Below are 16,814 nucleotides of genomic sequence, written 5' to 3'. Positions count from 1 at the left end.
GGATTAAATCGATTGAAGAACGCGTTGAAGCCACTTATTCAGATGCCTTAAATCCAGATTGTGACAGCTGCTTTCTGATCCGGCTTAGGCTCAACGATGCTGTAGCGCGGTTTTTTAAGATCCTTTCGCCGGGAGAATTTCCTAAGAACTAATTTCAAGCCTATATCCTTTACCACGTATCACAGTAATTTTGAAATTCGGATCAAATTCCAGTTTCTTTCTAAGTTTTGATATGAACATATCCAGACTACGTCGCACAATAACGCCTTCATCTTCCCATATCTCTTTTTGCAGCCGGCTTCTCTCGATAGTCTCGTTAGGGGATGACGCGAAAATGAGCAGTAGACGGGTTTCAGTTCCGGCCAGGTTTACGGTCTTTCCATTTATGATGAGCTTCCGATTCTTCGCATCGAAAAAGCCCTTGCCCAAAGTAAACATACTAGTATCCCGACCGTCAGGTAAAGTTCTTCGCGTCTTATTAGATCTTAAAAAAACAAATCCAACAAATGCTAATAATGGCAAGCTTCCCAGAAAGTATTTCTTCTTTGAAGTATATGTGTTGACCGATTTAAGTTTAATGTTAATCCCTGTAGCATGCGGTGGGTTGCACTCTTCCTCTACAAGTACAGCACAATATCATCCTTTCTAATTCCGGATATCGCAAATCCATAGGCAACACTGGCCTCATGGCAATCAAGAACGTTAACAACATAGTCTGAAAAAAGCTATCTATCTGCTGATCTTACCGCTGCTTGTGCTGAGCGGACTAGTATTTGCCAATCGGGACATTAAAAATGAATCGAAGCCATCTCCAAAGCCCTCGTCTATAGCTGACAAAGATGCCGGCCGGAACGAAAGGAAACTATGGGAGAATATCCCTGACGGTATAAAATTCAAACTAAGGGAAACTTCTCCGGAAGGTAAAAAGGTGAATGCCAGTCATGAAAAATAAGAATTGCAATAAAACCTTCAACAATTTGCTGATAAAAACGATATTCTGTTTATTGTAATCTATAGGATAATCCATTTGCTATAGAAGGCTTATATCTGTTTTTGGCTGAAAGTTTAAAAACTCTAGAAAGAGATAAAAGAATTGAATAACCGTTTCAAAACAACCCTTAAAGTTCTATTCAGATTTATAACTTATCTTAAATGACAAAGAATGAAAAACATTAGTCTAGTAAATAGAGTGGGCTCGGGGAAGTAAACGGAACCGGTAGGCAGGGATCTCCACCATTATTAAAAAAAACGCCTTGTCATTCTGGCGAAAGCCAGATCCTCAAACATACCGAAGCCATTTTTTGACCACCTTGGTCAGAATTTAACGATGAATTTCAAAGCATTGCAAATCTGGTATTATTGTTCGTTATTGATTGATAGCTTCTTTTTGCAAATCACCTAGTAGACTATCAATTAAGTATCTAGACTTGGAATTAATTAAGAATTTAGTTTTAACCGGACAGCACTGCTTGTTTACTAAGTTCCAGTGTCTTACTCGTCAAAATTTGGAAAGCATGGTTAAAATCTTTCCTGCGGTACTTAATTGTTATTGATCTAACACTATCCTATATAGAATCATATTTAATCCCGGTATTTATTCTCCAATAATCTATGACCTCCAACTTCTTAAACTGTAACCTTTGAATGCATAGAATACCAAGTACATATAACAAGGGAATAATACCCAGTAAGCATTTCGGGCATCCCATATATCAACAAAATATCCATATACTAAAGGCAGTATGGCGTTACCTGCGAGACCCATTACCAAGAGGGAAGCTCCGATCTTAGTAAATCTGCCCAGTCCATCGAGTGCGAGAGGCCATAACCCTGCCCAAACTAAAGAGTTGGCTAATCCGAGCATTACTACAAACCAAATAGAGATATCAGCAGTATGTCCCAGAAACGTAACATCTCCTTTTGCGAAAATAATCAGCAAGGTTAGGATGATTCCAAGAACGGTACTAACCTTGAGGGCAGTCAACTGACTAAAGAATTTCGGAATGAAAAATATTCCAACGAAGTAGGCACAGATTTGCGCTGTAAGTGTATAGGATGGGAAGACCTTTGCTTCGATAAGGTTAAGGTTCATGGTAGCAGCATAGCTGATTACCGTATCAATAGAGATAACCTGGGTCCCGACATGAAGAAATATTGCTATGGCCCCAAGTACAAGATGAGGAAATTGCAAAATGCTTGTCTTAGAAGAATTTGCCTGAGCTACTTCTTCGCTTTCATGCTCTGTATCAATTTCCGGAAGCGGCGAATAGCGGATAAACAGTCCAATTAGAAACAAGAAAGCACCTACACACGCATAAGGAATGATCACCCTTTGAATTAGTTCATGTAAAACAGCGGTCCTTTCATCAGATGACATTAACCTGAGATTATCAAGCATCACACTATCTGTAGCTTTAAAAATAACAGCTGCAAATAATAAGGGCGCAAGTATGCCCGCACCCTTATTACAGATACCCATAATACTGAAACGCTGAGCGGCACGCTCTTGAGGGCCCAAAATTGTAATATATGGATTGGCAGCAGACTGAAGTAAGGCAAGCCCGGCGCCAATAGAAAACAGTCCAAGCAGGAAAAGCCCATAGGTCATTGAAATCGCAGCAGGCACAAACAAAAATGCTCCGACCGACATCACCCAGAATCCAATCATCATCCCCTTTTTAAATCCCACTTTTTTCAACAAAAAGGAGGCTGGTACAGAAAAAAGCAAATAGGAAATATAGAAAGCGAATGTAACCAGGTACGATTCAACATGTGACAATTCAAAAGAAATTTTAAAATACGGGATTAGTATAGCATTTATCCAGGAAGTAAATCCAAACATAAAAAACATAAAGGCAATGATTATCATGCCGGTTAAGGTATCCCGCTTACTTAACGAACCTGCTGTTACAGTGATGGTTTTTTTCATATTGAAAATTTAAAGGATGCATAGTTTACCGGTGCCTAATGTCGAGGCACTATCCTCATCAATAAATAGGACTGCATGTTCATGCCTTCTGAGGATTGTTGAAGGATACTTTTCGCTAATCTCACTGCTCAATGTTTGGTTGATCGCATTTGCTTTAAATTTTCCGGGTACAATAGCATAAACGTAAGAAGATTTGAACAAGGCTGGTATCGTAATGGTTAAAGCCAGTTTGGGAACTTCGTCTATCGTTTTAAAACAACCATCATTCACTTGCTGAGTGCGGCAATCCTGATCAAGGTCAACAACCTTTACAATATCTGGATCCCTAAAGTCTGCAACATGAGGATCGTTAAAGGCTAGGTGGGTATTCTCTCCAATCCCTAAACATACAATATCTGTAGGATATCTTATTAAAAGGTCTGAATACCTCTTACACTCTTTCTGTAAATCCGCCGCATTACCGTTAAGGTAATGAACCTCGCGGCAGCTAACGTGCCTGAACAGTCTGTCTTTAAGAAAATTTCCAAATCCCTGAGGAGCATCTTTATCTAACCCCACATATTCATCCATATGAAAGGCATTAATGCGAGCCCATTGTATGTCCTTTTTTTGCAGTTCTGCTAAAAACTCATTCTGGGATGGAGCAGAAGCAAATATGATATTAATGTATTCCTTTTCCTGAAGCAATCCTGTAATTTTTGCTGATAGAATTTCAGCGGCTGCAGTACCTAATTCCGGCCTTCCGTTATAGACTTTTACGTTTAATTTATCCTTATTAATCTCTCTCATGATTGCTGTTTTAATAGCTTTTAGTTGTGCTAGTCTACCTTCTTGTAAATGACGCGTCCCTGAACGATGGTGGTGTTGACATTTATATTTTCATCAAATATTACTATGTCTGCATCTTTGCCTGATATAAGCGAACCTTTGGTATTACCTATTCCTAATATATTGGCAGGAGTCTGCGATGCCATTTTAACTGCCTCCAGCAAAGGAACATCTGCCAGATTAATCATAGTTCGCACCAGACGATCGCAAGTAGCCACGCTACCTGCAAACGATGTACGATCAGGAAGTTTGGCGACGCCGTCTTCGACCAGTACTTTTAAACCATTGTGCTTGCTTCCCAGTATACTGTCGCCGGGAGGCATACCTGCTGCACGCATTGAGTCTGTTATCAGCGCTATACGATCAGGGCCTTTGATCTTGTAAATAAGTTTTAACAATGGTGCAGGAAGATGAACTCCGTCTGCGATAATCTCCACATCCATTTCATCCAGAAGATATGCGGTTTCGATCACTCCGGCATATCTAAAACATTCTCTACGTGATACACCCGACATACAGGAATAAAAGTGTGTTGCCAGAGTAAAGCCTGCCTCAAATGCTATTAATGCTTCTTCATAGATAGCATCGGTATGCGCCATTGCTACCAGGATGCCTTTTGATCGCATGTGATTGCCAAATTCAATAGCTCCGTCAAGCTCGGGTGCAGCACTCCATCTTTTAATATCAGATGAGCGTGAAAGGATGTCCATGTACTCTTTAGGGTCAGGATTCCGGATATACCGCGGGTCCTGGGCTCCTCTTTGTTTCAATGAGAAATAGGGACCCTCAAGATGCATCCCAAGAAACTGAGCGCCCTTAGTATTATTTCTTTCAGCCTGTTTATATAATTCAAGCGTATTATAAAGTTCGTCCAGTTCACTTGTCAATGTGGTTGGCATCAAACCAGTTGTTCCATACTGGGCATGTGTTTCAGCGATCTTCAGGAAGGCTTCTTCTGTGCCATCCATAAAATCATGTCCACCGCCACCATGAACATGAATATCAATAAATCCGGGGGCAATAAATTGACCTTTGGCATCAATCTCACTGGCTCCGGGTACATCTATATTCCCTTCCGCTACTTCCTTTATTCGTCCGCCCTCAACGATCACTGTTCCGTGAATAATCCTATAAGGGGTTAAAATTTTACCATTGTGTATTTTGAGAATTCTTTCCATAATTTATCCAGTCCCGTTCATTTCAATTTCCTAAACCTTGACCGCTTCTTGCGTCTGAGATTTCCAATATCTCTTCGGGGGACATCAATATATCTTGCTAGAGTTGTCCTTAATAAATTGTTTGTAGAGCGGCTGAATGTTGGTAAAGGTTTTCCACGATTTATTAATTTGCTCCAGAGGTTTGTTCATATTTTCGACCACATTCTTTCACCCCTTGTGTGGTCTATCCTATTTTAGAATAGCCTCTTTTTTTAATGTTCTAAAGCTTTTTCCCTTGCCTGTGTGGTTGTATAATATTTCGCTATCATATTAGGCACTTCCCATTCGGGAAGCTTTCGATCCTTAATATATTGCAGATATTTTTTTGTTACCTGTGCAAAATGATCTTCGTGCCCGACTTTATATTTCTCAGGGATTATAACTTCCCATCCTTTTTCAAGTTTTTTAAGTTCAACACCCGGATATTTCGCCTGAATTGTTTTCAGATCTTTCTGCAATTCCATTTCAACCCTTCCCATGGCAGATTGATTTGCAGGCTCAATGTATAAGACAGGTTTGTATTTCTGCTCTTTACCCTGCCTGATGATCACATTCGAGTTCGTCCCGCGCATTATTGAGAAATGTGTATCCCCTGTGGCCTCAGGTGCCTTGAAATTCCATCTAACCGAGATCTTCGCATGAATCCCTTTTAGCCGGTAGTTTATTTCACCATTGGAGTAGGTATTTAAAATTCCGTCTTTAACATCTGCTGCCAGGTATGAGGGATACTCTTTTTGTTGTGTTACCTGTTCAAACTGAGCTGCTGTTAATTTTGTAGGCCATCTTTTTGCAGATACTATCTGAATATCCTTTTTATAATCGAGGATCTCATTCGGAAAGCATTCCCATTGAACCAGGTCGACTAAATGAGTAGTAATATCCACAATGCCTTCACCCTGCTGTTTTACATCAAAGAACCAGGACGGTCTCACAAGCGGTACGCCTGAAACATTCTTAAAAAAATGATGAGTGCTTTCCTTGGTAACGGCTGGATTTTCCAGACTTCCCTTTTCAAGCTTACCAAATGACGGCAAATGAGCAAATTCCTTTTGCAGGATACTATTGATCTCATGCCTTTCGGTCATAATATCATACAGCAATACATTATTTTTTTTGGCGGTAGCAAAGGCCTTCACAAGTTCATTAAACCCCTCGGTATCAATAGCCATAGGTTTATCTGCCAGGACGTTCAGGCCAGCTTCTACAGATCGCTGAATATAATCTGATTTCTTCTGATTGTTTCCGGCTATTACAACAACATTACCGGCCTTGTCGCTCACCATCCTTTCCAGGTAATCAGAGCCTGTATAAACCTTCTCCTGCCAGGCAGTTGGCTGCTCAGTACGATTATTATAACTTTCAATAAGTCTCAAGTGGGCTTTTAATTCAGCTCCTTCAGGAGTATATACATGTACAGTGGGACTGATCTCATTAAACATAGATTTTTGCACCAATGCTGCATGGAAGTGACCAGGATCCAGGGTTAGTAACCTGATAGGGAATTCTTCTGATTTATCCTCTTTATTTTGACATCCGGTATTTAAGACAAGAACCAAACAAAAAGAAAGCAGCATTTTATTTTGTTTAAAAATAAATTTAAAATGATTCACTGACATAAACATAATGTTATTGATTTAAGAGGTTTGAGCAACAGATGGAAATAATATACCGGCACTTCTTTTACATATTTCCACCATACTAATTCGTTGCGGCACACTCTTATGGTTCTAGTACAGTAATGTATGGATTTAGCTGCCGGGATAAAATAACTATACAGTTGGCTCCCAGCCTTTTTGATATGTTCTCGACCAATACTGCATGGCTTCCTTATTGTTCAAAATATGGCCATTTTGGGGATCAATATCCAATGTACTTCCTGTGCGCTGGGCAATATTACCCAACTGAACCAATAATGTACTCTGATGTCCACTTAAGATATCTGAGTTCAAACTGGTACCTTTCTTGATTGCATTAAAGAAGTTGTTAATATGCAAAGCATCCAAAGCCTGTGATGGACTAGTTAAGCTCCTGGCATCCATTATCACATCATTTTTCACTTCTTTAACCAGTTTATTGTTTAAGTCATGGATTGTATAACTATTTCCCCCATCAATTTGAAGACTACCATTTTCACCATAAAAAATAACACCAACACTCTCACCTTCCACATTACGGCTATTACAGCTGCGACCTTCCCACGTAATTGAGGATTTATTGCCAAACTCCATCGTCATTACCTGGGTATCGGGAGTTTGCCAGTCATCTTGATATCTGTAACGGCCACCGGCGGATGTTACCTTTGTTGGGTAATCAACGCCAAGACCCCATCTGGCAATATCCACCATATGAGTTCCATTATTCAATGCTTCTCCCGTTCCCCAATTCCAAAACCAATGCCAGTTGTAATGAATAATATTGTCTTTAAAAGCTGTGCGGGGTGCTGGGCCTTGCCACAGGTCGTAATTTAGCCAGGACGGCACAGCTGCTTCTTTCCCTATACCTATTGATGGGCGATTGTTTGCATACCATGTTTTTGCAAAATAAGGTCTTCCTATTACCCCTCCATGCAATTCCTTTATCGCTGCGACAACATTTGGCCATGAACGTCGCTGGTTCCCCATTTGAATTACATTCTTGTACTTATCGCTAACCGCTAAAAGAAGCTCGCCCTCATTTGGGTTATGACTGCAAGGTTTTTCTAAATAAACATGCTTACCTGCTTTTGCTGCCAATATAGCAGCTGGAGCATGCCAGTGGTCAGGAGCAGCAACGACTAATGCGTCCACATCTCTGTTTTCCAGGGCTTTTCTAAAATCCGGCTCGGCTTTAGGACGTTTATTTTGATTCTTTTCCACCTGGCCGATACATTTATCAGCAGCACGGCTATCTACATCACATACAAATGTTACTTCGCAATTTGGTTGCATTGAAAAATTATTAGCCAGAGCTAAACCACGAGAATTTACACCCATCATAGCTACTCTGACACGATCGTTGGCACCTAATATGTTTGCATAACTTTTTGCACTAAACCCTGGCAATATCCCTCCAAGCGATAATGCCGCTGCTCCGGTAACCGCATTTTTTATAAATTTTCTGCGGGTTTTGTCATCTAATTCCTTCATGGTTTTGCTTTTATTTTCGTTTCAAAAATTGACTGCTTAAATGCATCACTTTGGGATAAAGGATGTAATTTAATTATAGGTAAATTGTACTGTTTAAACCTTATTTGATATTCATTTTTACCGGTGCACCTCCCTTAGCCTTACTCTCATCAGCAGCTTCTATAAATGCGGCTATTTCTAATGTTTCTTCCGGTTTCACGGGTGCTACCCCTGTTTCAAAAAACTTGACGATCTGGACCAGTAATGGATTGTATCCGTTGAACTCTCCCAAAGTCGCATTCCCTTTTTCTCCAAAGACTCTTGCTCCATAGTCATTCTTACCACTCCGAGTACCTCTAAAACTCCCAATCCTTCCGTCATTCCATACGCCCACTACAACATCTGTGTCATCAGTATTTATCCTGGTCACCGTTTTACATCCAGTACCCATTAGGGCAAATAACATTTCCACTCCATGTATACCGTACCAGAATAAATCCGGATGGGTCTTTTCTAATTTTGCAGGACTAAAAGTTTCAGCACCCAAAACCTTACCTATTTTTCCCTGCCCAATCTCAGAAATACCTGTAATGTATCTTAATGATGAGGTAGAAAATACCGGAGTATTGTATTGCTTCGAGGCTGCAAAGATAGCCGAGGCATCAGCATATGATGCTGCAATAGGCTTATCGATAAACATTGGCTTGCCTGCCTTAAATACCTGTAAAGCTTGTTCAAGATGTAAACGACCGTCGTTTGTTTCCAATAAAACAACATCAACTTTCTTTAAAAGATCAGCGATGGAGCTTACTATTTCTACCCCCATCTTTTTTACATCTGCAACGTATCCGGGTATCCTTTCAACACTGCTTGGTATATCATTACTTCCTTTTGGGTAAGCGGCTACTACTTTATAGCCTTGATAAACAGCATCAGCATCATTAGCATTTAATGTTTTAGTAAACGCCACTGAATGTGAGGTGTCTAATCCAATTATCCCTACCCTTTTCCCTGCCAGCGGGCCTGACTTAGCATAAAGGGAACTTATACTGCCGGATATACTTAAACCAGCCCCAGCTATTGCAGACATTCTTATAAATTTTCTCCTATTTTGATTACTCATAATCTTTTTTTTAATTATTAATTTAAATCACTCCCTGATTGAGGTGAACCCAATATGCTCGTGCCACTAGAAAGTCTAGAGTTCCAATAGCTCTTTTATACTGTACAATCACTGGACATGGAATACCTACATTGTTTAATACCCAGGATTCTGTTTTATTACAGCATCAATATTTAAATCAATCTGACTTTGAGGAATAGGGTACAAGGCATTAAAATCCCTAACATTCAAACCAGGAAATTTAGGATTATTATTATAAAGCTTGACTCTTTCTACAAATTTCCCCATTCGGCGCAAGGTGATAACTCTCCATTCTTCACCATAAAGCTCTCTGGCTCTTTCATCCAATATATAGTCCAGGTTGACATCTGAAGGTGAAACAGGAGTTGCTTTTGCTCTGGCTCTAATTTTATTAATATCTATAGCAGCAGCGGTAGGATTATTTAAGCGAACATATGCTTCAGCGCGTACGAGTAGAGTAACTGCCAGTCGTATCGCATAGAGATCTTTATGATTTTGTCCACCACCAGACCTTGCAGGATCGGTAAAATGATTAACCGGATCAGCAAATTTCATAAAGTATGGATAAATATATTGGGTCGTATCTCTTAAAGCATCCCTTGATCCTGCCGGATAAAGACTGAAATCAATTTTTTTCTTATGAAACTTGGATCCTGGACTATCATAATAAAAGTTTCTTTTAATATTATGCTCTGCATTCCTAATATCATTATTCCAATTACCTTTCCATATATTATAGGATACATAATTAGTAGGGCGTATCCACGATACCGGCCTACCTAGTGTATCGGAAAGCCCAGTATACTTACCATTGACCAACTCTCCACGAAATGCAGGGAAACCGTCTGGAGTATTTCCCATCCGGTAATATGCTGGCCCAAATGCTCTTTCACCTTCAGCAAATAATCCACCGGTTACCAATGGTTCTACCTGGATCACCCAAATAGATTCAGTATTTGTTGACAGGTTTTGGTTTCCATATCCGAAAAGATCAAAATATGCATCACCTGAGCCTAAAATATCTTTTCCGAGTCTTGTTCCAAATCGTGTTGTCATCAACTTATAACCAAAACCATCTATTACTTTGGTAGCAGCATCAACAGCTAACTGGTATTTGCTGTCAGTCAAATACAATTCACTAAGCATATGCCAGGCAGCACCTTGATTAATTCTTCCCGGTGCTTCTTCCTTACCTGGCACTGGCAATTTGGAAGTTGCAAAAGTGAGATCGTCTTCCATCAATTTATATATTTCTGATTTAGCAGCTCTTACAAAATCAGTTTTTGCAGACCTAACTACATCCTTTACCAGGGGAACATCGCCATAAAATGAAACCAAAATACGGTAAGCAAAAGCCCTGAAGAATTTCGCTTCAGCCAAATAGGCTTCTTTCTGGGCATTGTTAGTCCAAATAGAGGCATCTGAGGTCTCTATAGCATCAATTAAAACATTAGCTCTCTGTACCAATTGGTAGTTCCACGTCCAAAAAATGCTGGAATAAGAATTAGCTGGTGTTAGAAATGTAGAGTAATCTGTTAAAAATCGTGCACTTGCAGGGTCTTCTCCGAAATATGACAAATCAGTTCCAATGCCATACATCTGAGTTACGGCATCATTAGGTCCATAATACCAATTTTGGCGTACGGAAGCGTATAAACCGCCTATCCCTTGTTTAATTCCCGGCACAGTGCTGTAGGCATTTTCAGGTGCAAGAAAATCAAGAGGAGTTTCATCAAGAATAGTCTTTTTACAAGAAGAAAACATTAAAAGCAAAACTACAGCTAGTAACAAACACCTTTTGCTAATTAAATTTATATATATTTTCATTTGGTTTAATTTTTATAATCTATAATTAAAAAAACAGCTAGTGGGTAAAAATTAGATTGAAAGCCTAAAACCTGCGATAAAGTTTCGCATAATTGGCGAATCGCTCACACCCGTTTCCGGATCCCAGCCTGACCACTTAGTCCAGGTGTAAAGATTTTTACCAGATATATAGACCTGTCCGCTACCGATTCGTAATGATTTAAGAATAGCAGGACTTAACCTATATGACAGAGAAATATCCTGCAATCTGACAAAACTCCTGCTTTCATAAATTCCACTAAAAACGGCCGGTGCACTATAAATTCCGGTAGAATTATTTACCCCGTTATCAGGTGTCCAATAAGGGCGTACTGCTGTAAGATTGTTTCTTATAATTCCAGCAGACTCACGGCCGGCGGGCGCACTTGAAGCATTGATATTAGAAGCATTATTTGCTAAATAATAACCGTTTCCTCCTTGTATCGAGTTAAGAAAGAAGGAAAAGGAAAAGTTATTGTAAGATAGAGTGTTACCTAAACTCACCCGATAATTTGGAGCTTGGTTCCCTACAATTGCCCGGTCGAAATTAGGCTCAATAACTCCATCTTTATTTTGATCTACGTATTTAAATTGACCGGGATACCAATTTTTCAAGATGTTACCGCTATATAATTCTTGCTCCGACCATAGGCCTCCATCCATTTGATAGTCATAAATAGCGGTTATAGGCTGGCCAACAAACCAGGAGTTACCTACATCATTATCGTTTTCTCCGCCGTAAAGTTTGGTTATTTTATCTCTGTTAAGCGAAAAAACAACATCAGTTTTCCAATTCAAACGACCTTCCAGGTTTATAGTTGACAGGTTCAATTCAATACCTTTATTGTCGATAGCTCCAATATTTGTCCAGACACTTGGATATCCTGTAGTGGGAGGAATTCCCCTGCTAACCAGTACGTCTGTAGTTTGCGCTTGATATACATCAACTGACCCCGAAATCCTACTATTTATGAACCCATAATCAACACCGATATTTAATGATGATGTCTTTTCCCAACCCAGGTCATTATTTCCCAAGGTACTTGGATAAATAACGACAGTAGGCGAGGCTCCAAAAACATATGCATCAGTAGCCATTCTGGAGAAACTTGAATAACTTCCAATTCCCTGATTACCATTTTGCCCGTAAGATGCTCTCATCTTTAAATAAACTCCTTTCAGGTTTTGAAGAAATGGCTCATCTGAGGCAACCCAACCCAACGAAACAGAAGGGAAAGTTGCAAACTTCGTATTTGCTCCAAAGCCTGAGAAACCGTCTTTTCTAACTGTTGCTGTCAATAAGTAACGATTTTTATATGAGTAGTTAGCCCGAGCCATATAAGAAATACCATTGGATTCTGATGCATTTGACCCGACAGTGGCAATGGTACCAAGACTCATATTATTGTATCCTAAAACTGGATTAGGGAATCCCTGTGAATTAAGTATTGAGCTTTCTGCGTGACTCTTTTCACGACTGTATAGCAAGGTTGCATTGACCTGATGATCGCTAAAAGATCTTGTATAAGATGCTATGTTGTTAACTATCCAACTTCTATCCTGCGAAGGATTCTTTATTGCCTGACCTAAATTTCCTGACCCGTTTGGTGTTGTTACTGGAAAAAAAGTATTGTTATTACGATTGGAATAGGTGTTAGAATAATTTAATTCGTAACTCAAGCCTTTAACCCAGGGCACGGTTATCTTTGCACTTCCTACAAGGAACAAATTGTTTCTGATATCACTATTGTCTACGTATAAATTATTTAAAGGGTATGGCATATATGCTTCACCAGTAAGAAACATATCATAGTTACTTAAACCAATCTTATTATTGGCTAGAGGACTAGCTGACCTCGCGTCTCCAAGACTCGCCTGCAAACCCGAAAAATCACGATACGAGTAACTCGAAATTAATCCTAAAGTAAACCAGTCGGTAACCTTACTCTCGATATTGGAACGCAATGTAAGTCGCTTGAAATTATCGTTCTGTAGAATTCCATCCTCACCAGTATATGAACCCGAAACAAAATAATTGTTTCTATCGGTTTTCCCCGACACACTTAGGTTGTAGTTTTGAATTGGAGCTCTTTGTAATACCTCATCAACCCAATCAATTTCATTTCCAGCAATGTAATTATCTCTCTCTTCCTGCGTTCTTAGTCTGCTTGCCACGCCGGTTCTATCATTAATATCTGGTCGGACTGGTTTCCCTGTAGAACTTGTAGGTTTTGACTTGTACCAATTATACAAATCTTGCTGATAATAATAGTCTACCAGCCTTACTGCATACTGGTCTGCATTCATCACTACCATGGGATTATTTGTCATGTCCTGCAAACCACTATACATATTAAAAGCAACCACTGGTTTCTCTGTTTTGCCTTTTTTTGTAGTGATAAGCATTACACCATTCGCAGATCTTGATCCGTAAACTGCAGCTGAACTGGCATCTTTTAGAATATCTATAGATTCAACATCACTGACATTTATATCCGCAACTGACCCGTTATAAATTATTCCATCAAGAACGATCAAAGGATTACCACTTGCTGAAAGAGAAGTCTGGCCCCTTACTGAAATATTTGGTTCTCCACCAGCTAAGCCGGCGCCTTGAACATTTATTCCTGCTGAAGCTCCGGATAAGGCTTGCAAAAGATTTGTGTTTGGCTGAAGTTCCTTATCCCCCATCGATACTCTGGCTGTTGACCCGGTTACGTCACTCTTTTTTTGCGTTCCATAGCCAACGACAACTACTTCATCCAAACTGCCGGCCTCTTCTATTAGTACTACATCAATTAGAGTTTCTTGGCCTTCAAGTGAGCTTACCTCTTTAGTTACCTTAGCAAAGCCCATATAAGTAAAACTCATTGTGTAACGTCCGATAGGTACTTTTGTAAAGGTATAATTACCATTAGCATCAGTACCTTGAGTTTGAGTTGAAGCACCTTCTAGTTTTATCGTCACGCCGGGCAAAGTAACCCCATTTTTGTCGCTGACTTTTCCTCTTATTATACCGTCAGCTAAAGCAATTGCTTTCAATTCTAATTTTTCGAGATTTTTGACTACAGCTTTCTCTAAGAACGGGTACGTTACCGGCATTGAGCCAAAAAAATGATTTTTTACATGTTCCTGAGGATGCCCAGTTACTTGAGTGCTTATCATTCCGGGTTGCGAAAAAGCTAGAACCTTTAAATGCAAACAACACACCGTTAATAGAAGTACCGCCGATTTCATCACTCCTGTTTTAAACGAATATGAATTCCCAACGTCATATTTCAGACGCGGCTCATTGCTTATAAAATTTAGAATCATATTTTACTAGTATTAAGGATTAATTATTTGGTTTTAATATTCGATTACAACTAGATTTCTAACATACAACTTCTAATGGACAATTTCAGAAATTTTATTATGCATTAAAAAATATTCAAGAAACAGATAAACCTGCTCATTTGACTCAGGATTTGGAGAATGAGTTAATCGATTGGTCATCGCAACACGATTTTCGTATCCCAGTAAGCGATTAACGGCAATCGTATGATTGAGCGGTATCCAGCGCTTTGGCGTATCTTCAGCACCTCCGGAAATCAAAAAGGGCCGTGGCGACATCAGGGCATGCAACTCATGCAAGTCATACCCTTCGGAGACGAGCTTTACGTACAACCCTTTTGCGGGATTTTCTTTTGTGATCATTCCTCTATTACGCCAAGGTTGCGGATGATAGCCCAAATACCAGGGCTCCCAATAATTTATATCTTCCCGTGATTCATCAAACACAATCCCAGCATCAGACCACACTGCACATGCAAATTTCTCAAAAAGACAAGAAGCAAACATCGCCCATTTCCCGCCGAAGGAATGCCCCATAATCCCTATACGAGTCGAATCAACCTCAGGCATTTCTGAGAGCACCTGCCAGGCATTGGAAGCTGCATATCCAAGCATCGAAAGCGGCTGCACCTGAGCATTATTGAGGTTAGGGTAAAACAGTGAAAAGGATTTTTCTTTGGTGGCTCGTGAAGTCCCTATTGAAAGGGTCACAAACCCTCTCTTAGCTAACTGATACGCGAAATCCCGGTCAGTGAGGTCCAGTCTGCCTAATCCAACAGCTGTTTCAGGTTCATAATAAACTGTAACAACAGCAGGTTTTTTCCCTTCACGATCCGGAATTAAAAGATAGGCATCCGTTTTTTCATTCGGCATCCAATAAAATCTTATGCGGTACTGGGTAAAACCATCCCTACGCGAAGAATCTATGATTTCAATTTTCTGGTTTTTTATCAGGTCCGGCCAAATGCCCATCTTCCCGTTCCATCTTTCGAGTATCTCTTTACGCCTTTTGTTCCAGTCCGTTAAAGTTTTTACCGGACGCCCGTCATAAAAACTAAGTGGCGAACGATACTTACCATATTGACCTTTAAACTCTTCAGGTGCTGAAAAGTACGGCACTATTTTTTTCCAAATAATTTCTGGCTCCTGTGCTGGCTTGCCATCAATTTGAGCCATTAGAGTGACTGAAATGGGAAGGACACATAAAACCAATACTAAGATTCTAATTAAAAATTTCATTTCAAATCACCGTTAAAAAGTTTGATTTATATATCACACACCTTGTTATTTTAAAATCTACTTCGATTCATTTTTCAAAAAATATTCTAAAAATGAATAAGCTTGTTCGTTTGATTGTGAATCCGGAAGATGTGTGGGGCGATTTGTCATGGCAACACGATTTTCGTATCCCAATAAGCCATTAACAGCAATCGCATGATTTAATGGAACCCAGCGCTCTGGTGGATCCTCGGAGCCTCCTGAAACAAGAAATGGTCTTGGTGCCATTAGTGCATGCAGTTCATGTAGGTCATATCCTTGAGAAACGAGTTTTGGATACAAACCCTTTGCAGGATTGTCTTTTGTGATTTCTCCTCTTTTTCGCCAAGGCTTTGGGGTATAGCCTAAATACCAGGGCTCCCAATAATTCACACTTTCCCGTGATTCATCAAATACAATACCGGGATCCGACCACACTGCGCATGCGAATTTGTCAAATAGACATGAAGCGAACATTGCCCATTTTCCGCCAAAGGACAGACCCATGATCCCAATTCTGGTTGAATCGACCTGGGGTAAATTTGACAGGAGGTACCAGGAGTTTGCTGCAGCGTAAGCCAACATAGACAGGGGTTGAACAGTTGCCTTTTCCAGACTAGGATAGTAAAGCGAATATGTTTTTGCTTCAGTTGCTTCAGTGGTTCCTATGGAAAGTGTGATAAATCCCCTTTTTACAAGTTGAAAAGCAAAATCGAGGTCTGGTGTTGATCTTCCATTTCCAATTGCACTTTCAGGTTCATAAAAAACGGTGATAACTGCCGGTTTTTTGCCTCCCCCATCGGGGAGTAAAAGATAACCATCTGTCGTTTCATTCGGTAGCCATGAAAATCGTACGCGAAGTTGTGTGTAACCATCCCTGGGAGTAGTTTCTAGTACTTCCATTGTCTGGTTTTTAATAAATGGAGGCCATTTCCCCATCAATTCGGTCCAACGGTACAGTATTTCTGTACGTCTTTCTTTCCAATCTTCCTGTGTTTTCACCTGTCGACCGTCATAAAAATTTAATGGAGAACGGTATTTCCCAAATTTTCCTTGAAACGATGTTGGCGGTACAAAAAAAGAACTAATATCTTTCCAGTTAGCTTTAGAAATATCCGTTTCAGCTTTTTGCAAATCCTGGCCAATCACCCCTGTCG

General features: G+C 39.9%; 12 protein-coding genes. 1 reads left to right on the top strand and 11 read right to left on the bottom strand.

From position 1 onward, the window contains the following. Positions 1-141: 141 nt before the first annotated feature. Positions 142-438 (bottom strand): winged helix-turn-helix domain-containing protein, encoded by a 297-nt coding sequence (locus WBJ10_RS01990; protein WP_424287874.1) that lies wholly within the window; start codon positions 436-438, stop codon positions 142-144. Between the two features lie 316 nt (positions 439-754). On the opposite strand from WBJ10_RS01990, the gene WBJ10_RS01985 reads away from it, so the two are divergent. Beyond that, the gene (locus WBJ10_RS01985) at positions 755-952 is read left to right on the top strand and encodes a hypothetical protein (protein ID WP_424287873.1); all 198 of its coding nucleotides are present in this window, start codon (positions 755-757) and stop codon (positions 950-952) included. A 657-nt stretch (positions 953-1,609) separates the two neighbouring features. Here the strand turns inward: WBJ10_RS01985 and WBJ10_RS01980 are convergent. The 10 genes from WBJ10_RS01980 to WBJ10_RS01935 form a co-directional block, all read right to left on the bottom strand. Continuing rightward, the gene (locus tag WBJ10_RS01980; RefSeq protein WP_424287872.1) at positions 1,610-2,929 is read right to left on the bottom strand and encodes a sugar MFS transporter; all 1,320 of its coding nucleotides are present in this window, start codon (positions 2,927-2,929) and stop codon (positions 1,610-1,612) included. A gap of 9 nt (positions 2,930-2,938) precedes the next feature. Beyond that, on the bottom strand, positions 2,939-3,718 hold the full coding sequence (locus tag WBJ10_RS01975) for a glucosamine-6-phosphate deaminase (protein ID WP_424287871.1): 780 nt from the start codon (positions 3,716-3,718) through the stop codon (positions 2,939-2,941). Positions 3,719-3,747: 29 nt separating this feature from the next. Continuing rightward, positions 3,748-4,935, bottom strand: a complete 1,188-nt coding sequence (gene nagA / locus WBJ10_RS01970) for an N-acetylglucosamine-6-phosphate deacetylase (RefSeq protein WP_424287870.1) — start codon at positions 4,933-4,935, stop codon at positions 3,748-3,750. A gap of 251 nt (positions 4,936-5,186) precedes the next feature. Beyond that, a complete protein-coding gene (locus WBJ10_RS01965) occupies positions 5,187-6,548 on the bottom strand; it encodes a putative oxidoreductase C-terminal domain-containing protein (RefSeq protein WP_424287869.1) in 1,362 nt (453 codons plus the stop codon). A 195-nt stretch (positions 6,549-6,743) separates the two neighbouring features. Next, complete coding sequence (locus WBJ10_RS01960) at positions 6,744-8,099, bottom strand: Gfo/Idh/MocA family protein (protein ID WP_424287868.1); 1,356 nt, start codon at positions 8,097-8,099, stop codon at positions 6,744-6,746. 100 nt (positions 8,100-8,199) lie between these two features. Continuing rightward, positions 8,200-9,168, bottom strand: a complete 969-nt coding sequence (locus WBJ10_RS01955; RefSeq protein WP_424287867.1) for a Gfo/Idh/MocA family protein — start codon at positions 9,166-9,168, stop codon at positions 8,200-8,202. 168 nt (positions 9,169-9,336) lie between these two features. Beyond that, on the bottom strand, positions 9,337-11,049 hold the full coding sequence (locus tag WBJ10_RS01950; protein WP_424287866.1) for a RagB/SusD family nutrient uptake outer membrane protein: 1,713 nt from the start codon (positions 11,047-11,049) through the stop codon (positions 9,337-9,339). A 51-nt stretch (positions 11,050-11,100) separates the two neighbouring features. Next, a complete protein-coding gene (locus WBJ10_RS01945) occupies positions 11,101-14,232 on the bottom strand; it encodes a SusC/RagA family TonB-linked outer membrane protein (protein ID WP_424287865.1) in 3,132 nt (1,043 codons plus the stop codon). 222 nt (positions 14,233-14,454) lie between these two features. Continuing rightward, the gene (locus WBJ10_RS01940) at positions 14,455-15,639 is read right to left on the bottom strand and encodes an alpha/beta hydrolase family protein (RefSeq protein WP_424287864.1); all 1,185 of its coding nucleotides are present in this window, start codon (positions 15,637-15,639) and stop codon (positions 14,455-14,457) included. A gap of 57 nt (positions 15,640-15,696) precedes the next feature. After that, the coding region (locus WBJ10_RS01935; RefSeq protein WP_424287863.1) for an acyl-CoA thioester hydrolase/BAAT C-terminal domain-containing protein at positions 15,697-16,814 on the bottom strand (1,118 nt) is incomplete at its 5' end.

The sequence above is a fragment of the Daejeonella sp. genome (assembly GCF_049655485.1).
GTDB lineage: Bacteria > Bacteroidota > Bacteroidia > Sphingobacteriales > Sphingobacteriaceae > Daejeonella.
The sequence above is the reverse complement of the archived record's forward strand: the minus strand, read 5'-3'. Positions and strand labels throughout refer to the sequence as shown.

Bases quoted from the DNA above. Each gene is read 5' to 3' on its own strand.
- WBJ10_RS01990 (WP_424287874.1), bottom strand. From the start codon at position 438: ATGTTTACTTTGGGCAAGGGCTTTTTCGATGCGAAGAATCGGAAGCTC.
- WBJ10_RS01980 (WP_424287872.1), bottom strand. From the start codon at position 2,929: ATGAAAAAAACCATCACTGTAACAGCAGGTTCGTTAAGTAAGCGGGAT.
- WBJ10_RS01975 (WP_424287871.1), bottom strand. From the start codon at position 3,718: ATGAGAGAGATTAATAAGGATAAATTAAACGTAAAAGTCTATAACGGA.
- nagA (WP_424287870.1), bottom strand. From the start codon at position 4,935: ATGGAAAGAATTCTCAAAATACACAATGGTAAAATTTTAACCCCTTAT.
- WBJ10_RS01965 (WP_424287869.1), bottom strand. From the start codon at position 6,548: ATGCTGCTTTCTTTTTGTTTGGTTCTTGTCTTAAATACCGGATGTCAA.
- WBJ10_RS01960 (WP_424287868.1), bottom strand. From the start codon at position 8,099: ATGAAGGAATTAGATGACAAAACCCGCAGAAAATTTATAAAAAATGCG.
- WBJ10_RS01955 (WP_424287867.1), bottom strand. From the start codon at position 9,168: ATGTCTGCAATAGCTGGGGCTGGTTTAAGTATATCCGGCAGTATAAGT.
- WBJ10_RS01950 (WP_424287866.1), bottom strand. From the start codon at position 11,049: ATGAAAATATATATAAATTTAATTAGCAAAAGGTGTTTGTTACTAGCT.
- WBJ10_RS01945 (WP_424287865.1), bottom strand. From the start codon at position 14,232: ATGATAAGCACTCAAGTAACTGGGCATCCTCAGGAACATGTAAAAAAT.
- WBJ10_RS01940 (WP_424287864.1), bottom strand. From the start codon at position 15,639: ATGAAATTTTTAATTAGAATCTTAGTATTGGTTTTATGTGTCCTTCCC.